This is a genomic window from Salipiger pallidus (genome assembly GCF_014643635.1).
GTDB classification, from domain to species: Bacteria; Pseudomonadota; Alphaproteobacteria; order Rhodobacterales; family Rhodobacteraceae; genus Salipiger; species Salipiger pallidus.
The window spans coordinates 311,725-329,904 of sequence record NZ_BMJV01000004.1; the positions used below are offsets into that span (position 1 = coordinate 311,725).

General features: G+C 65.9%; 14 protein-coding genes and 1 tRNA gene. 9 read left to right on the forward strand and 6 right to left on the reverse strand.

Annotated features, from left to right (window positions below; genetic code table 11):
• Nucleotides 1–37 precede the first annotated feature (37 nt).
• Complete coding sequence (locus IEX41_RS11540) at nt 38–1,477, reverse strand: diguanylate cyclase (RefSeq protein ID WP_188790401.1); 1,440 nt, start codon at nt 1,475–1,477, stop codon at nt 38–40.
• A gap of 105 nt (nt 1,478–1,582) precedes the next feature.
• Between IEX41_RS11540 and IEX41_RS11545 the strand changes: the two genes are divergently transcribed.
• The 5 genes from IEX41_RS11545 (at nt 1,583) to IEX41_RS11565 (ending at nt 4,418) form a co-directional block, all read left to right on the forward strand.
• The gene (locus IEX41_RS11545) at nt 1,583–1,867 is read left to right on the forward strand and encodes a DUF3572 domain-containing protein (RefSeq protein WP_188790402.1); all 285 of its coding nucleotides are present in this window, start codon (nt 1,583–1,585) and stop codon (nt 1,865–1,867) included.
• Nucleotides 1,864–2,565, forward strand: a complete 702-nt coding sequence (locus tag IEX41_RS11550; protein WP_188790403.1) for an HAD family hydrolase — start codon at nt 1,864–1,866, stop codon at nt 2,563–2,565. The genes IEX41_RS11545 and IEX41_RS11550 overlap by 4 nt, the downstream gene beginning before the upstream one ends.
• Nucleotides 2,566–2,657: 92 nt before the next feature.
• Entirely contained in the window at nt 2,658–3,275 is a 618-nt protein-coding gene (locus tag IEX41_RS11555; RefSeq protein ID WP_188790404.1) for a heme NO-binding domain-containing protein, read from the forward strand.
• Nucleotides 3,275–4,261 (forward strand): GGDEF domain-containing protein, encoded by a 987-nt coding sequence (locus IEX41_RS11560; RefSeq protein ID WP_188790518.1) that lies wholly within the window; start codon nt 3,275–3,277, stop codon nt 4,259–4,261. Before IEX41_RS11555 ends, IEX41_RS11560 begins: the two co-directional genes overlap by 1 nt.
• 82 nt (nt 4,262–4,343) lie before the next feature.
• Nucleotides 4,344–4,418 (forward strand) — tRNA-Gln (locus IEX41_RS11565).
• Nucleotides 4,419–5,241: 823 nt separating this feature from the next.
• On the opposite strand, the gene IEX41_RS11570 is transcribed toward IEX41_RS11565, so the two are convergent.
• The 4 genes from IEX41_RS11570 to IEX41_RS11585 are packed head-to-tail and all read right to left on the reverse strand — an operon-like array spanning nt 5,242 to nt 9,419.
• Nucleotides 5,242–6,339: an ABC transporter ATP-binding protein gene (locus IEX41_RS11570; RefSeq protein WP_188790405.1), complete on the reverse strand. Its 1,098-nt coding sequence runs from the start codon at nt 6,337–6,339 to the stop codon at nt 5,242–5,244.
• Between the two features lie 5 nt (nt 6,340–6,344).
• Complete coding sequence (locus IEX41_RS11575) at nt 6,345–7,253, reverse strand: carbohydrate ABC transporter permease (protein ID WP_188790406.1); 909 nt, start codon at nt 7,251–7,253, stop codon at nt 6,345–6,347.
• Complete coding sequence (locus IEX41_RS11580) at nt 7,246–8,118, reverse strand: carbohydrate ABC transporter permease (RefSeq protein ID WP_188790407.1); 873 nt, start codon at nt 8,116–8,118, stop codon at nt 7,246–7,248. Before IEX41_RS11580 ends, IEX41_RS11575 begins: the two co-directional genes overlap by 8 nt.
• A gap of 56 nt (nt 8,119–8,174) precedes the next feature.
• Complete coding sequence (locus IEX41_RS11585) at nt 8,175–9,419, reverse strand: ABC transporter substrate-binding protein (protein ID WP_188790408.1); 1,245 nt, start codon at nt 9,417–9,419, stop codon at nt 8,175–8,177.
• A gap of 230 nt (nt 9,420–9,649) precedes the next feature.
• Here IEX41_RS11585 and IEX41_RS11590 point away from each other — a divergent pair, with 230 nt between their 5' ends.
• The 3 genes from IEX41_RS11590 (at nt 9,650) to IEX41_RS11600 (ending at nt 14,602) form a co-directional block, all read left to right on the forward strand.
• Nucleotides 9,650–10,369 carry a response regulator transcription factor gene (locus tag IEX41_RS11590; RefSeq protein WP_188790409.1) on the forward strand — a complete coding sequence of 240 codons (720 nt, stop codon included), beginning with the start codon at nt 9,650–9,652 and terminating at the stop codon, nt 10,367–10,369.
• Complete coding sequence (locus tag IEX41_RS11595; RefSeq protein ID WP_308421503.1) at nt 10,369–11,895, forward strand: sensor histidine kinase; 1,527 nt, start codon at nt 10,369–10,371, stop codon at nt 11,893–11,895. The genes IEX41_RS11590 and IEX41_RS11595 overlap by 1 nt, the downstream gene beginning before the upstream one ends.
• Before the next feature lie 325 nt (nt 11,896–12,220).
• Nucleotides 12,221–14,602 (forward strand): Tex family protein, encoded by a 2,382-nt coding sequence (locus IEX41_RS11600; RefSeq protein WP_188790410.1) that lies wholly within the window; start codon nt 12,221–12,223, stop codon nt 14,600–14,602.
• Between the two features lie 67 nt (nt 14,603–14,669).
• Here the strand turns inward: IEX41_RS11600 and IEX41_RS11605 are convergent, their stop codons facing one another.
• A complete protein-coding gene (locus tag IEX41_RS11605; protein WP_188790411.1) occupies nt 14,670–16,961 on the reverse strand; it encodes an FdhF/YdeP family oxidoreductase in 2,292 nt (763 codons plus the stop codon).
• 191 nt (nt 16,962–17,152) lie between these two features.
• On the opposite strand from IEX41_RS11605, the gene IEX41_RS11610 reads away from it, so the two are divergent.
• Entirely contained in the window at nt 17,153–17,983 is an 831-nt protein-coding gene (locus IEX41_RS11610) for a GH25 family lysozyme (RefSeq protein ID WP_188790412.1), read from the forward strand.
• Nucleotides 17,984–18,180 lie beyond the last annotated feature (197 nt).

Genomic DNA, 18,180 nt, shown 5'->3' on the forward strand with positions numbered 1-18,180 from the left:
CCGGGCCGCGCCCCAGCAGGATCAGCCTATCGCCCCGCTATCCCCCCGCCGACGCGGCACGGGATGGGGTGGAGGTCATGTCGGGTTCAAAGAACCCGCCAGTCGGCTGCGTCGCTACGGCGGTGCGGTTCCGCCCCGAGCGCTTGGCGCTGTAAAGCGCCCGGTCCGCCCGGTCGAGCACCAGCTCGGGGTTTTCCCGCATCTCCAGTGCAGGAACGGCGATCCCGATGCTCGCGGTGATATGGCCGAGTGACCGGGCCTGATCCGGGAGATCGAACGGGGCGCCTGCGATGACCACACGCAACCTTTCGGCGGCCACGAGCGCGGCATGTTCATCAGTGTCAGGCATGGCCACCAGGAATTCCTCTCCGCCGATCCTTGCCACGAGGTCGGCGGCGCGAAGCGCGCCGGTCATGCGCTGTGCAACCTCGCGCAGGACAGTATCCCCGGCAGCATGCCCATAACCGTCGTTGATACGCTTGAAATGGTCGAGATCGACGGCCAGCAGCGCATAGGGCCGCTGCTGCAGGATCGCCCGTTCCGCGAGGCGGGCGATGTGGGGCATAGCGTAGCGGCGGTTGTAGAGCCCGGTCAGCGGATCGGTCACCGCCGCACGCAACCCGTGGCGCATGGTAGCGCGCAGCCGGTCTCCGGCGCGCTTGCGGGCGATCTGGCGCGGCAGGCGTAGCGCCAACTCTTCGGGGTCGAGCCCGTCCGGCAGTAGGTCATCCGCGCCAAGGTCGAGCGCGCTTGCAGCTTCGCGCCGATGGTCGCTGCGCGTCACGTAGATGATCCCCGCGTGGCGCTGGGCCGGGCTGGCCCGCAGCTGGGTGAGCAGCGACAAGCCGCTCCCTGCCACGCTGCCGGTGTCGATGATGACAAGGACCTCCGACCGGGCACCTTCATCCCGCAGGGCCTGTTCCGGCGAGAGTATCTCGAACCGGTGTGGCAGCCTGTCGCGCAGTTTCAGGGAGGCGGCGCGCAGTCCGATGTCTGCCTGTACCGCCACGAGCCCGACGCGCGCTGGCGCCTGCAGCTCGCCTGGCGGGTCGGCCATGCCCAGAGCGCGGCGCGCATCCTCGCGAAGGCGCAGTTCGTCATTGGCATGGCGGGCGCGCAGCAGGCTGCGGATCCGCGCCAGCAACATGGTCTCGTCGATGGGGCGGGGCAGTACATCGTCGGCCCCGGCAGACAGCGCCGCCATCCGGCGGCTGCGGTTTGGATCGGGGTGAATCAGGATGATGGGCGTTTCCGCGGTTTCAAGCTGTTTGCGCAGAGCATTACAAAGCGCGGCCCCGCTCATGTCCGGCAGCTCGGCCGAGACGATCACCAGGTCCGGGCGCTGACACCGTACCAGCTGCACGGCCTCCGCCCCGCTCGCGGACATCATCACATCGTAATATGCCGACGTCAGCTTGACCCCGAGGACGATCCTGTTCGTCGGCAGTCCTTCGACAATGAGAATTCTTCCTGTCATTGCACCAGTCAGACCCATAGGTTACCCAATCGCAAGACGGGCGTGCCTCGCATTAGGCAGTCTTTCTTTAAAACGGTTAACAAACTCTTTCGCATTTGAGGTGAAATGAACGTCTCTCGCGACACCGCCGAGATCGTCGGGCTGCAGGCGGTCGCCTGGCTTGCCTCGAACGATGAGCTGCTTCCGGTCTTTCTCGGGTCCACGGGGGCGTCGGTCGATGACCTGCGCTCCGGGCTTCAGGATCCGGGCTTCCAAGGGGCCGTCCTCGATTTCATCCTGATGGACGATGCGTGGATTGAACAGTTTTGCACCGCTCGCGATCTGTCGCCCGAGACGCCGCGAATGGCCCGGGCCATGCTGCCCGGCGGCGGCGAGGTTCACTGGACGTGACCCGCCGTGCCGATGCCATCCTGTTCGACAAGGACGGAACTCTCTTCGAATTCGGCGCCACCTGGAACGCGTGGGGCCGCGCGGCGCTGCAGTCCCTTTCGGCCGGGGACGAAGCGCTGCTGGCCAGGCTTGCGGATGCCATCCGATTTGACCTCTGCCGCGATGGGTTTACCGCCGACAGCCCGGTCGTCGCGGGCACCGCGGCTGAAACGGCGGACTGTCTCGCGGTTCATCTTCCCGGGCGCAGTGCGGCCGAGATCGAACACGAGCTGAGCCGCTCTGCCGCCAATGCGCCACTGGTCGAGGCGGTGCCGCTGGCGGCGCTCTTGGCGCAGCTGAACGGGATGGGTCTGACGCTTGGGGTCATGACGAACGATTCTGAGCAATCCGCTCGGTCTCATCTGGGCCGTTCGGGCGTGCACGACGCCTTCCGCCACATCATCGGGTTCGACAGCGGACATGGCGCCAAACCTGCGCCGGGCCCGCTGTTGGCTTTTGCGACGGCGGTGGGCATCGCGCCGGAGCGCATCGTGATGGTCGGCGACAGCCCGCATGATCTCGAGGCCGGACGGGCGGCGGGGATGCAGACTGTTGCGGTGCTGACCGGCCCCATCGGTGTCGAGCGGCTTGCGCCCATCGCGGACTGCGTACTGCCGGATATCGGGCATCTTCCGGACTGGATTGTCACGGCTCCGTGAAACGCGGGGCAGGGCAAAAGTTGTTTCGCTTACGGTGTTCTTAACGCTCTGCTGTCAGTGTTCTGCGGAACCAGAAACGGCGGACCCTTCAGATGCATGGGCTTATTGCGAGAACACTCCAGTGTTTCCTGCAGGATACCTACGGTCAGGCGGTCTGGCAGGATATCTGCCGGGCGGCCCGGTTCGATGCGGCTGAATTCGAGGCGATGCTCGATTACGAGACGGCGACGGTGCAGGCGGTTCTGGACGCGGCGGTGGATCGGCTCAATAAGCCGCGCGAGGTGATTCTTGAGGATATCGGCACTTACCTCATAACCCATCGCAACAACGAGGGGTTGCGACGCCTGATGCGTTACGGCGGCGTCGATTTCATCGACTTCCTGCATTCACTCGAAGAGTTGCCGGGCCGGGCGCGGCTGGCGGTCGCGGACCTGTCTCTGCCGGCGCTGGAACTCAGTGACAGCGCGGCGGGGCAGTTCCTGCTCGTGTGCCGGGACAGGGGGTTCATGCTGCCGGGCTTTGGCAATGTGCTGGTGGGCGTGCTGCGATCCATGGCCGACGACTACGGGGCGCTGGTGCTGCTCGATCACCTCGGGAGCGAAGACGCCAGTGAGTGCATCCGCATCTCGGTGATCGAAACCGACTATGCCGAGGGGCGAGACTTCGAGCTGTCCGCATCCTGCGTAGCGCGGCACGGGATCGCATCCTGATGCTGCCCAGGGACACTCTGGACGTGCTGTGCCCCCTGCACCTGCAGATCGCTCCTGACGGAATGGTGCGGCACCTGGGGCCGACACTGATCAAGCTGCAAGAAGGCGCTGTGGCGCAGGGGCGTCCGTTCACTGACGTGTTTGAGGTGTTCCGCCCGCGTCGCGTCCATGACCTGGCCGGGTTGCTTGACCTTGCGGGGCGCAAGCTGCAGCTGCGCCTGCACAGCGGGCAGGGGATGACGCTTCGGGGGCTTGTGATACCCGACGGCACCGGCGGCGCGATCCTCAACCTGTCCTTCGGGATCGGGGTGGTGGACGCAGTACGCCACCACGGTCTCACGAGCACCGATTTCGCAGTGACAGATCTTGCGATTGACATGCTTTACCTGGTTGAGGCCAAGTCAGCGGCGATGGAGGCGTCACGCACGCTCAACCGACGCCTTCAGGGCGCGATGCGAGAGGCCGAGCATCGGGCCATCACCGACACGCTCACGGGGCTGCAGAACCGCCGGGCGATGGATCACACGCTTCAGCGGCTTTTGCGTAACGAGGAAAGGTTCGCGGTCCTGCACGTGGATCTCGACTTCTTCAAGCAGGTGAACGACACCCGCGGTCACGCTGCCGGAGACCAGGTGTTGCAGGCCGTGGCAAGGGTCATGCTGGACCTCACGCGCAAGGATGACATCGTGGCGCGGGTGGGCGGAGACGAGTTCATCATCCTTCTTGTGGGGCTGGTGGACCGGCCCCGGTTGTCCGTCCTGGCCGAGCGACTCATCAGCCGGATTGAGCAGCCGATTTCCATTGATGGGGCGGATTGCAGCATTTCGGCGAGTATCGGTATTTCCGTTCATCTTCCGGATGTTGCTGGTGCGCAGGCGGGGAATCAACTGCTCGAGCAATCCGATCAGGCGCTCTATCTGGCCAAGCGTAGCGGGCGCGCACAGCATGCTTTTTACGAGCCATGGGAGCTGCGAAACGCGCCTTGAGAAATTCTGTGAGAAAGCCGAATTTTTTCGCAGATCGGGGGTTGCGCGTCTCTGCGGGCTGACGTAAACCCCGCGCCACGGATGGGGTGTAGCCAAGTGGTAAGGCACCGGTTTTTGGTACCGCGCACCGTAGGTTCGAATCCTACCACCCCAGCCAAATCCCCAAATAGCCATATGCGACAGTGCGTTAGCCCTTCATCAAGTGGCTGCATTATCGCGTTCAGGGAACCATGTCCCACCTGCCGCCGAGCGCAGGTTCGGGGACGTCCGTCGAAGCCGGGGCGGCGATGAAATGTCCATTTGGGTCGCTCGAGTACATAGCGTGTCATTGCAGGCGCTGGGCGGGCTCTCTGCCTGAAATCAGAGGGCATGAACCTTTGTTCCGACCCGTTTGGTACAGGGAGTTTCACCTGCTCGATGGGGGCACGGCGATTTCCTTTCGGTAACCGACGCAGAAAAGCCGCCAGCCTTTCCAAAGCGTCAGACGCCATCGCGGAGTGCACCGTTCTGATCCTGTGGGTGTCCGCGATCCGGCGTCAGGGTCTGCTCCATGAAAAAAGGCAGTCGATGGGCCCGATCCTGTTTGGAGAATGACACGAGATTCTCCGTCCGTGCATGCGACGTGGCGACTCATCCGCGCGTGATTTTTCACCGGTCAGTCAAGGACCGGCCCGCGAGCAGGCTGGCCCCCTGAAAGCGGGCACCAAGGGCGTTGGGCAGACGCGGAAATGAGAGCCGCATTGCGACCGGATATGGCGTTCCGATCGCAATGCGGCATCCCTTTGTCGTGGCTTGCCCGCCGGCCACAGACAGCCGGGCAGTGGCAGGCCCCGGAGGTTCTGTTGCGCAGAGGTGGGCGTCGTCCAAACACCCTGCGCTGCGGACACATGACCGGTGAGGATCATGATCCGTCTTTGTCGCAAGCGGGGGTGGGGGGGGCGGGATATCGTCGCCTGATAGGATGCCCTCCCGCCCGGCGGTCAGTTCAGGCGGGTGCCGGTTCCGGGCTCGAAATACGACACCTTGCCCAGATCGAAGGCCAGCGTCATCTGTTCGCCCGGCCTTGCGATGGTCTCTGCGTGCAGGCGGGCGGTGACACCGGTTCCGCCGAGCCGCGACATAACGTAGGTGTCCGCCCCCGCTGGCTCCACCATGTCCACGAGGCACTGTGCCTCCTGAACGTCTTCGCCAGCGCGGAAGCCCGCTTCGGCGATGTCCTCGGGGCGTAGCCCGAGGATGATGTCGCGCGGTAGGCCGCTGGCGTGCGGATCGTGCAGGATGATGGGGGCGGCACCCTCCCGGTCGATCTCGATCCGGGTGGCACCGCCCTCGGGCTCGGCCCGCGCGGGGATAAGGTTCATCGCGGGGGAGCCCATGAAATCCGCCACGAAGAGGTTGGCGGGTTTGTTGTAGATCTCGGATGGTGAGCCGATCTGCTGAACCACGCCGTCCTTCAGGACGACGATCTTGGTGGCCAGCGTCATCGCCTCGATCTGGTCGTGGGTGACGTAGACGATGGAGGCGTTCATCGAATGATGCAGCTTCTTGATTTCCGACCGCATCTCGACCCGCAGCTTGGCATCGAGGTTCGACAGTGGCTCGTCGAACAGGAACAGCTTGGGATCGCGTACCAGCGCCCGGCCCATGGCGACCCGCTGGCGCTGACCGCCAGAGAGCTGGCCGGGACGGCGGTTCAGCAGCTTCTCGATCTGCAGCTGGCGGGCGACGTCGGCAAGTTTGGCCTCCTGAGTGGCTTGATCGACGCCGCGCACCTTCATGCCGAAGGTGATGTTCTTGGCCACCGACATGGTGGGGTAAAGAGCATAGCTCTGGAACACCATGGCGATGTCGCGGTCCTTGGGGGACACGTGGGTCATGTCCCGCCCGCCAATGTGGATGGACCCGCCGGTGATCGGCTCGAGACCGGCGATGCAGTTGAGCAGCGTGGACTTGCCGCAGCCCGAAGGGCCGACGAGCACGAGGAAATCGCCTTCGTCGATCTGCACGTTGATGTCCTTGAGGACATGGGTGGCACCGTAGCTTTTCTGAAGCTTCGAGATGTCGAGGATGGGGGCCATGAGCGTTATCCCTTCACGGAACCGGCGGTCAGACCGCGGATGAAGTATTTCCCGGCGACGACATAGACCAGAAGGGTCGGCAGGGCGGCGATGATCGCGGCGGCCATGTCGACGTTGTATTCCTTCACGCCGGTGGTTGAGTTGACGATGTTGTTGAGCGCGACGGTCACGGGCTGCGTTCCGGCGCTGCTGAAGGAGACCCCGAAGAGGAAGTCGTTCCAGATTTGGGTAAACTGCCAGATGACCGACACCACGACGATGGGCAGTGACAGGGGCAGGAAGATCGACACGAAGATCCTCAGGAAGCCTGCGCCGTCCACCTTGGCCGCCTTCACCAGTTCCGACGGGATGGTGACGTAGTAGTTGCGGAAGAACAGCGTGGTGAAGCCCAGCCCGTAGATGATGTGGACGAACATGAGGCCTGGGATGGTGCCCGCGATGCCCATGAGGCCCAGCATCCGCGCCATGGGCAGCAGCACCACCTGGAACGGGATGAAGCAGCCAAATAGCATCAGCGCGAAGATGATGTTGGCCCCTTTGAAGCGCCACTGCGCGATCACATACCCGTTCAGCGCGCCGATCACGGTCGAGATCAGCACCGAGGGCACCGCTAGAATGACCGAGTTCCAGAAGAACGGCCGCAGCCCCTCGCACTGGATGCCGGTGCAGGCGCCAGACCATGCCTTTGCCCATGGCTCCAGCGTGGCATCGCGGGGCAGGGCGATGAGGCTGCCGGTGCGGATCTCCTCGAGGGTCTTGATCGAGGTGGTCAGCATCACGAAGAGCGGCATCAGGTACCACAGGGCAAAGAGCCCGAGAACTATGTAGAGTATCCAGCGCAGCGCGGTCTTGCCCCAGCTGCGGGCCGGGCGCACCGCCTGTGCGGGCGCATGGGTTGCGGTCACGTCAGTCATTGCGGACCCTCAGTTCTGAATAGAGGTAGGGGACGACGATGGCGAAGACGACGGCCATCATCACCATGGCCGAGCTTGCCGCCTGTCCAATGTCACCGCGCGAGAACGCCATGGCGTACATGTAGGTGGCGGGCAGGTCGGTGGCGTAGCCGGGGCCGCCTCCGGTGAGGGCGATCACGAGGTCGAAGGCCTTGATGGCAAGATGCGCCAGGACGATGAAGGCCGACAGGAAGATGGGGGCCATCGAGGGGATGATGATCGCGGAATAGATCCGCCACGTTGGGATGCCGTCCACCTGCGCGGCCTTGATGATCTCGCCATCCACCGACCTCAGGCCGGCAAGGAACAGCGCCATCACGAAGCCCGAGCTTTGCCAGACCCCCGCGAGCACCACGGTGTAGATCGCCATGTCCGGGTCCACCAACCAGTCGAAGCTGAAGTTCGGGTACCCCCAGCCCTGCACCATCGCCTCGAGCCCGAGACCGGGGTTCAGGATCCATTTCCAAGCCGTGCCGGTGACGATCATGGAAAGCGCCATGGGATAGAGGTAGATCGTGCGGATCGCCCCTTCGACGCGGATGTGCTGGTCCAGCAGGATGGCAAGGGCAAGGCCCAGCACCATGCAGATGCCGATGAACAGCCCGCCGAAGATGAAGAGGTTGCCGAAAGCGGTGTCCCAGCGCGGGCTGTCGAACAGCCGGTCGTACTGGATGAAACCGTCGATCTCGTAGCGGGGCAGCAGCTTGGAGCGGGTGAGCGACACCCAGGCGGTCCAGGCGATGAACCCGTAGACGAAGATCAGTACGGCGATGAAAGAAGGGGCGAGCACCATCTTGGGCAGATGGTTTTCTAGCCATTTGGTCATGGGGAGTCCTCCGGGGTGTCCTGCCCCCGCGTGATGGGGGGCAGGACGAAGGGGGCTTACATGGAATTCGCGACGGCGTCGGCCAGTTGCTGGACCGCGTCTTCGGAGCTCATGTCGGAGTTGAAGTGCGCGGTCACCACGTCGGTGATCGCACCGGCCTGCGCGCCGCGCAGGGCCATGCCGTGGGCGTAGGACGGCAGCAGCGAGCCAGCTTCGGCGCTGGCGGTCATGTCCTCGGACGACAGCTTGGCGCAATCGTCGAAGGCGTCGAGCGACACGTCGGTGCGTGCCGGGATCGAGCCCTTGTTGAGGTTGAACACCTCCTGGAAGCTCGGGCCGGTGATGAGCTTGGCCAGCAGATCCTGACCGGCCTGCTTGTCTTCGCCCTCGACCTCGAACATGGCGAAGCTGTCCACGTTGTAGAGGAAGCCGTCACCGGGGGTGGAGGCGCAAAGGAAGTCGGTGCCCGGCTCCTTGCCGGCGGCAAGGAATTCCCCCTTGGCCCAGTCGCCCATGATCTGGAACGCCGCTTCGCCGTTCATCACCATGGCGGTGGCAAGGTTCCAGTCGCGCCCTGAGAAGTTGTCGTCGACATAGCCGCGCATGGTGCGCATCTGGTCGAAGACCTGCACCATCGTGTCCGAGGTCAGCGCCTCGGGGTTCAGATCGATCAGCGCGTCCTCGTAGAACTCGGGGCCACCAAGGCCAAGCACCACGGTTTCAAACACGGTGGCGTCCTGCCAGGACTGACCGCCATGGGCCAGCGGGATGACCCCGGCTTCCTGCAGCTTGTCGGCGGCGGCATTGAACTCGTCCCAGGTGGTGGGCATCTCGATGTCGTTGGCCTCGAGCACCTCGGCATTGGCCCAGATCCAGTCCACGCGGTGGACGTTCACGGGGGCAGCGCACCAGCTGCCTTCGCATTTCATGTGGTTGGCAATGGCCTCGGGCAGCACGTCGGCCCAGCCTTCGGCCTCGGCCACATCCGAGATGTCGGCCAGAACGCCTTCCTCGTACCATTCCTGGATCGCCGGGCCCTTGAGCTGCACGGCGGTGGGGGCGTTGCCCGACAGAACGCGGGCGCGCAGGGCGGTCATGGCCGCGTCGCCGCCACCACCTGCCACCGGCATGTCGGTCCAGGTGCCGCCGTTCGAGGCGAATTCCTCCTGAAGGACGCCCACGGCCTTGGCCTCGCCGCCCGAGGTCCACCAGTGGAGCACCTCGGCCTGCGGCTCGGCAAGGCCGGGCGTGGCGAGGGCGAAGAGTACGGCCGAAGAGGCCGCCAGAGCGGATTTTTGCATGATAGAAGTTCCTCCCTAAGAACTGCCGCAGGTGCGGCTGAACGTCACACATCTTCGCGCCGGAAGATCGCACGCGCAACAGGGCGCGTAGGGGCAGCGCAAGCCCGGGGCACGGAAAATTGCGCCACCTGTTACAGCTTGTTACACGGTGTTGCAGCGACGCCGGGGAAGGCTTGCGGATGCTGCGTGCGCAGCATTCACAGTACGGCGGAGAGGGAAGGATTAGGGACGTGACGATTCCACGGCTGCTTGTGGTCGACGACGACATCGAGACCCGTTCGATGCTGACCGAGTACCTGCACCGGCAGGGCTTTGCGGCGCTGCCCTGCGGCACCGAGGCCGAGGTGCGCGCCCAGCTTGGGCAGGGACGGGTGGATCTCATCCTGCTCGACGTGATGCTGGGCGACGAAAGCGGGGTGGAGATCTGCGCCCGGCTTCGGGCGGAACAGGACGTGCCAATCATCCTTGTGTCAGCGCTGTCGGCGGATCACCAGCGCATGGCCGGTTACGAGGTCGGGGCGGATGACTACATTGCCAAGCCCTTCAACCCCGATTTGCTGCTGGCGCGGGTGCGGGCGGTCCTGGCACGGGCGCGGCGGTCGGCGTCGCTGATCTACCGCCGCCAGACATCGGTGTTCCGGTTCGGAGGCTGGACCTATGATGCCCGCCGCGACGAGGTGAGCGCCCCCGATGGCGTGCAGATCGCCCTGTCGCGGCGCGAGACCGCGCTGCTCAAGGTGCTGTTGGCCAACCCGCGCATTCCCCTGACCCGCGACGAGATCGCCGCTGCCATGGGCGGAGACGGGGACGAGCAGGGCCGAGCCATCGACGTGCTGGTGGGCCGCCTGCGCGGCAAGATCGAGGCCAACCCGCGCGAGCCGTCGCTTCTGCGCACCGAGCGGGGGGTGGGCTACGTGCTGGCCGCCGATGTCGAGATCGAGGCTGGGTGATGGCCACGCCCAGAGGCAGCCGTTCTGCGGCCACTGAAAACCCGGCACGTGGTCTCGGTGCCCGGCGGCAAAGCCCCCCTCGCAAGCCCATGCGCCTGCGCAGTCTCGGGCTGGCGCTGTGCCTTGCATCGATGCTGACAGGAATGGCAGTGGCGGCGCTCTGGGCCGTGTCGGTGCAGGGCTGGGACCGGCACCTGACACGCGCCTTTGTGGCGGGGATCGGGCTGTACGATTCCCTGCGCTACGGCATGCCCGCGCCCGAGGGGTTGGTGCTGACGCGGCTTGACCCCGACGAGGCCGCACTGGCGGACCGGGGTGGCTTTGCCCGGCTGCCGGGGATGCCGGTGCCGGGGTTCGTCACGCAGGTGTCGCTGATTGATCCCGGCCCCGACATGTTGTCGGGCCGTGTGCTTGGCCTCGGGATCGTGTCGGGGGCGTTGCAATATCCGGTGGCCGAGATCGCCTCGGCTCCCGGACAGGCAGCGGCGCAGAAGCTGGGCGAAGTGACGCGACTCATGGCGAGCTACTGCAGCACGCCGGTGCTGTTTGCGCAGCTGGGGGATGGCGGCTGGGTTAGGGTCGACGGCGCGCCGGTCTGGGGCTGTTCGGTGGCACCGCGCGACTATCGGCTGATGGCGATCCTGCTGGGGCTGGTGGCGCTGGCGGCGGTGGTGACGCTGGTGGGGGACGTGTCGGCACGGTTCGACCGCTTTGCCCGCAGCCTCAAGGACCGTGGCCGGGTGGGCGGCCCAGATGTCTACGAGGCCGAAGGGCCGGCCGAGCTGCACGACATGGTGTCGGCGGTGAACGCCTATCTCGACGCGGAACGCGCCCGGCTCGCCCATCGCGCGGTTGTGCTGTCGGGGGTGAGCCATGATCTTGGCACACCTGCCACGCGGCTGCGGCTACGGGCCGCGCTGATCGCGGATGATGACCTGCGGGCGCGCTTCGAGGCGGACATTGACCACATGACCGGCATGATCGAAAGCGTGCTGACGCTGACCCGCTCCGAGCTGGGGGCCGAAGCGCCCCGGCAGGTATCGCTTGGCTCGCTGGTCGAGGCGCTGGTGGACGATTACCACGACACTGGCCGCCCCGTAGCGTTGCTCGAGGCGCCGCCGCGGGTGGTGACGGGGGGCGGATCGCTCTTCAGCGCGCGGCATGGGCAGGGCGAGATGCCGCCCCCGAGCCACGTGCAGGTGATGGCAAGGCCCGTGCAGCTGCGGCGGGCGCTGGCGAACCTCGTGGACAATGCGCTGAAATACGGGCGCCGCGCCGAACTGAGTCTGCTGGCTGGGCCCGAACGGGTGGTGATCGTGGTGGAAGACGAGGGCTCGGCCATGTCGGTAGAGGAGATCGAGCGCCTCATCGCGCCCTTCCGCCGGGGCGAGGGGCACGGGCCGGTAAGCGGCTTCGGTCTCGGCCTGTCGATCGTCGCCACCGTGGCCGAGCAGCATGGCGGGCGGCTGTTCTTCGAGCGCGGCGCACGGGGGCTACGGGCCTGTCTCGAGATCGCCAGGGGATGAGGCTGGGCCCCTTGGGGGATCGGCTGCGCCGATGCCTGCGGCGCGCGTATTTTTCAAGAGAAGAAGAGGCTGGCAGTGCTTTTGGGGCAAGGTGGGCGCCGGAGCTTGTGCTTTCCTGTGAGGAAGACGGGGGCGGCGCCTTCGGGGATGGGACGGTGCCGATGGGGAGCCGGGATTTTGCGTATTTGGGAAGAGAAGAAGGATGGGGTTGCGCGTTTGACCTGAGGGGGCGGCGGCGATTTGCCGGGAGGCGTTCGCGCGGGCTTGGCGCGGGAGCGGGGCGGCGGTAGAACGGGTGCCCGACCATTCCGAGGAGGCCCCCGTCTTGGACCAGACCCCCGAGCGCATCGCCCGCACCATCGCCACCGAGATCAACGCCAGTCCGCAGCAGGTGAAGGCCGCAGTGGAGCTGTTGGACGGTGGCGCGACCGTGCCTTTCGTCGCCCGCTATCGCAAGGAGGTAACCGGCGGCCTTGATGACACGCAGCTGCGCACGCTGGGCGAGCGACTTGGCTACCTGCGGGAAATGGAGGCGCGGCGATCCTCGATCCTGAATTCGATCCGTGAACAGGGCAAGCTGACCGACGACCTTGCGAAGCGCATTGCGCAGGCGGGCACCAAGGCGACGCTTGAGGACATCTACCTGCCATACAAGCCCAAGCGCCGCACCAAGGCGATGATCGCCCGCGAGCGGGGTCTCGAGCCACTGCTGCGTGCGATCATGGACCAGCGAGGATCCGATCCCGAGGCGCTGGCCCAGGGCTATCTTGGCGAGGAGGTGGAAACCGTGAAGGCGGCACTGACCGGCGCGCGGGACATCCTTGCCGAGGAGCTATCCGAGAACGCCGAACTGCTGGGCCGCCTGCGGGAGTTCATGCGCAAGGAGGCCCGGATCAGCGCCAAAGTGCAGACCGGGAAAGAACAGGCCGGGGCGAAGTTCTCGGACTATTTCGACCATGTCGAGGATTGGGCCAACATCCCCTCGCACCGGGCGCTGGCGATCCTGCGGGCCGCCAAGGAAGAGATCGTCACCATCTCCATCGAGCCTGAGCCCGAGGCCGGGCAAGAGCGCGCGCTGGGCATCGTGTGCAGCGCCATCGGCACTCCCGGCACTGGAGCGGGCGATCAGTGGCTGCGCGATGCGGCGGGCTGGACCTGGCGGGTGAAGCTGAGCTTGTCGATGTACGTGGACCTGCTGACCGAGCTGCGTCAGCGCGCCCACCAGGAGGCCATCGACGTCTTTTCGCGCAACCTCAAGGATCTGCTGCTAGCCGCACCTGCGGGGAACAAGGCAACGCTGGGCCTTGATCCCGGCATCCGGACCGGGGTGAAGGCGGCGGTTGTGGATGCCACCGGCAAGCTGCTCGAGACGGCAACGCTCTATCCGTTCCAGCCCAAGAATGACGTGCGCGGCGCGCAGGCCGAGATCGCCAGACTGGTCAAGCGCCATGGCGTCGCGCTGATTGCCATCGGCAACGGCACTGCCAGCCGCGAGACCGAGAAGCTCGTGGGCGAGACGCTCAAGCTCATGGACGGAACCAAGCCGACCCGTGTGGTGGTGTCTGAGGCGGGGGCCTCGGTCTACTCGGCCTCCGAGCTGGCAGCGCGGGAATTCCCGGAGCTCGACGTGTCGCTGCGCGGCGCGGTGTCCATCGCGCGGCGTTTGCAGGATCCGCTGGCGGAGCTGGTCAAGATCTCCCCCGAGAGCATCGGCGTCGGCCAGTACCAGCATGACGTGGACCAGCGGCAGCTGTCCAAGGCCCTTGAGGCCGTGGTCGAGGATGCGGTGAACGCGGTGGGCGTCGATCTCAACACCGCTTCTGCGCCGCTGCTGGCGCATGTGGCGGGGCTTGGGCCGTCGCTGGCGCAGGCCATCGTTGCGCACCGCGATGCCAACGGCGCCTTCGGGTCGCGCAAGGCGCTCAAGAAGGTGGCGGGGATCGGCCCCAAGGCCTTTGAACAAAGCGCGGGCTTCCTGCGCATCCGCGATGGGGCCGAGCCGCTTGATGCGTCCTCGGTCCACCCCGAGGCCTATGACGTGGCGCGGCGCATCGTGAAAGCCTGCGGGCGTGACATCCGCCAGATCATGGGCCAGCCGGAGGCGCTGCGAGGCGTCCGCCCAGAGCAGTTCGTCGACGACAGCTTCGGCCTGCCCACGGTGCGCGACATTCTCTCGGAGTTGGAAAAGCCCGGCCGCGACCCGCGCCCGAGCTTCAAGACCGCCAGTTTTGCCGAAGGTGTCGAAGAGATCACCGACCTAAAGCCCGGCATGTCCCTCGAGGGCACGGTGACCAACGTGGCGGCGTTTGGCGCCTTCGTGGACATCGGTGTGCATCAGGACGGGCTGGTCCACGTGAGCCAGCTTGCGGACCGCTTCGTCAAGGACCCTCACGAGGTGGTCAAGGCCGGCGACGTCGTGCGTGTTCGCGTGACTGAAGTGGACGTGCCGCGCAAGCGCATCGGACTGTCTATGCGCAAGCAGCAGAGCGAGGACGAAGGGCGCAGCACGCGCGAGGGTCGAGGGCAGGAGAACCGTGGAGCGCGCGGTGGACCGCAGGGCAAGCCCGGTCCGCGCGGCGGGCCCGGCAGTGGCAGATCAGGCAAGGGTAGCCCGGACAAGGGGCCTAAGGGGGGCAAGCCCGCTTCCCGGGACAGCGGCAATGGCGCGCTTGGTGCCGCGCTGCTGGATGCCATGAAGAAACGCTGAGTGCGGCCTAGCTGCATGCCCGCCGTTCGTTGGCGGGCGTGCCTGCCGCAGCCATGCCGCGCCGGGGTCAGGCGATGATGCGCACCGGCGTGCCCTTGTAGGCCGGTGTGCCCGAGTTCTTCTCGTGGTAGCCCAAAGGCACCAGCGGGTTGAGCTCGGGGTAATAGCCTGCGACGCAGCCGGGGGGCAGGTCATAGGCAGTGACGCTCAGGCCCTCGACCCGGCGGTCGATTCCGTCGTCACACTGGGTTTCCACGGCTACGGTCTGGCCCTCCTGCAGATCCAGCCGCGCAATCTCGCCCCGGTTCATCATGAGCACCATCCGAGATCCCTCGAGCCCGCGCAGCCGGTCCGAGAAGCCGTAGATCGTGGTGTTGAACTGGTCGTTGGATCGCAGGGTGATGAGGGTCATCCCCGTATCCCCCTGAGGCGCGGCACCAAGCGCCGACAGGGTGGTGGGCGTGGTGAACTGCGCCTTGCCGCTTTGCGTCTTCCACACCCGGTCGCGTGCGGGGTTGCCGCGATAGAAGCCGCCGGGCTGCATCAGCCGGTCATTGAAATCGGCAAAATCGTCGGGGAACGTCTCGGCGATGAGATCGCGCACGAGGTCATAGTTCGCCGTCCAGTCACGCCAGCGCAGGGCGGGGTTCGACGGCAACGCCGCCTCGGCCATGCCTGCAACGATGGCCAACTCGGACCTCAGGTGCGCCGAGGGCGGTTTGGCCCCGCCGACCGAGCCGTAGATGTGGCTGAACGTGTCCTCCATCGAGATGACCTGTTCGCCCCCCGCCTGCACATCGCGGTCGGTGCGGCCGATGCAGGGCAGGATATACGACACCTCGCCCGGCACGAGGTGCGAGCGGTTGAGCTTGGTCGCGACGTGCACGGTGAGCCGCAGCTTCGGCCAGGCGGTCTCCATGCGCTCGCGGTCGGGCAGGGCGCGCAACAGGTTGCCGCCAAGCGATATCATCGCCTTCACCCGGCCCTCCAGCAGCCCCTCGCAGGCGGCGACGGCATTCATGCCATCGGTCGTCGGCGCCTCGATCCCGAATAGCTCGCGCAGCTTGTCCGCAGGCATGTGGGACGATTTCTCGCCTATGCCCACGGTACGCTGGCCCTGCACGTTGGAATGGCCCCGCACCGGCGAGATCCCGGCCCCCGGCTTGCCGATATTGCCGCGCAGCAGCAGCAGGTTGACCAGCATCCCGAGGTTCAGCCAGCCGTTCACATGCTGGGTGAGGCCCATGCCGTAGATCCCGATCACTTTGTCGGCCTTCAGATACACCTGCGCCGCCTGTTCGATCATCGCTCGGCTCAGACCCGACTGCGCCTCGATCTCTGCCCAGTCGGCGGCGCGGATGGCGGCCATGGCCTCGTCCATGCCGGTGGTGTGCTGGTCTAGGAACGCCTGGTCGAGGATCGTGCCCGGCGCGGTGTCCTCGGCGGTGAGCACGCATTTCATCATTCCCGCAAGCACCGCGATATCGCCGCCCGGCTTCACCTGGAAGTAATGCTCGGACATCTTGGTTGGGCTGGCGACGGTCATCTGGGCAGGGCTCTGCGGGTCCGCGAACTCGATCAGGCCCCGCTCGCGGACGGGGTTGAACACGACCACCTTGGCGCCGCGATCTACCGCCGCCTTGATGTTGTGCAGGAAACGTGGGGAGTTGGTGCCGGTATTCTGTCCAAAAAAGAAAATCGCATCGCAGTGGTCGAAATCCTCCAGCGTGCAGGTGCCGACAGGGGTGCCGATCGCGGTCTTCAGATTCACGCTGGTGGTCTCGTGGCACATGTTCGACGATTGCGGCAGGTTCTGGTGGCCCATGGCGCGGGCGAAAAGTGCATAGAGATAGGATGCCTCGAGCCCCGCATGCCCCGAGGCGTAGAACACCTGTTCCGCCGGCGGCATGGCACGCAATTCCTGTCCGATCCCGGCGAAGGCATCCTCCCAGCTCGTTGCCACGTAGGTGTCCTGTGCAGGGTCGTAGCGCAGCGGCTCGGACAGGCGCCCGGCGCTTTCGAGGTCATGGTCATGCCAGCCCCTGAGGTCGGTCAGCGTGCGTGCCTTGAAGAAATCGGCACCGACGCGACGTCTATCAAGCTCCCACAGGGTCGCCTTGGCACCGTTCTCGCAGAACTCGAAGGGCGAGGGTTTGGCGGGCTTGGCCCAGGCGCAGGACGAACACATCACCCCGCCGGGCTTGTTGAGCTCGCCGAGGATCTTGATGGCGACCGCAGATGGCTTTGCCTCCCCGGTGATGCGCGCGATCCCCTCGAGCGATCCCCAGCCCCCCGACGGTTCATGGTCAAAAGGCGTGCCGTCATCCTGGTGGGCGGGATCGTGACGCGTGTCGTCCATGGCATGTCCTTTCGGGGGGCTGTGTGCGGGTCAACCCGAAGTCCCCTTGGCGGGTTCCCGCCGTGCCGTGCAAGGCGCGGCAGACAGCCGGTAATTGTTCTGGGAACGTTGACCGGAACCGGCTTAGGGTGGTGCGTGACACCCTCCACCAATCTTTCGGATTTCCTGCACCAGCCCCCAGAGGAGCCTTCATGCGCCAACCTGTCACGACCGCCCTTGCCCTTGCCGTGCTGGGGGCGCTTGCCGCCTGCGGCCCATCGGCGCAGGTGCGCAACACCGCCGGGACCGGCGCGTCCGAGATGTATGTGCGTGAACACCGGGCCAGCGGCGTGCCGAACCGGTTCGGCGATCTGAAACCGCATGAGTGGGGGCGACTGAGCCCTGCCAGCTACCCGGTGCACGGCCTTGATGCCGCGCGCTATCAGGGGCCGATCGACTGGCAGGCGGCCAGCCGCGCGGGCATCCGCTTTGCCTGGCTGAAGGCGACCGAAGGGGGAGACATGGTCGACCCGGAGTTTGCTGGGAACGTCGCCGGGGCGCGGGCGGCGGGGGTGGCCGTGGGGGCCTACCATTTCTACTACTTCTGCCGCCCGGCCGAGGAACAGGCCGCCTGGTTCATCGAGAACGTGCCGCGCACCCGGGGGGATCTGCCACCGATCCTTGACATGGAATGGAACCACCTGTCGCCCACCTGCAAGCTGCGCCCGCCGCCCGCGCAGGTGCGGGCCTCGATCCGCACCTTCCTGCGCATTACCGAGGCGCATTACGGCACCGCGCCGCTGATCTACACGACGCCCGATTTCTATGAACGCAACGATCTGGGCTCTCTGGACGGGGTGGAATTCTGGCTGCGCTCCGTTTCGGCCCACCCGAATGAGCGCTATCCCGATGAGCGCTGGAGCTTCTGGCAATACACCGGCACCGGCGTGGTGCCGGGGGTGAAGGGGGGCGTGGACCTCAACGCCTTCGCCGGGTCCGAGACCGCGTGGCGGGTGTGGCTGTCGCAGCGCGGGCAGGGCTGAGCCCGTCGGCCCCATTTGGTCATGACCGGTCATCCCCGGTCGGGTCGTAACGCTTATGCCGTTGCCTCGATGGTGCCGCCTTGGGACAAGCTGTGCCGGGCAGAGAGGGCGCCCAGAGCGTTGTCAGGCGGGCGTCGCGGTGCTGCCCATCGGCGGTGACTGGCGATCATCGGGCTGCCTGTCAGACGGCAGTGACG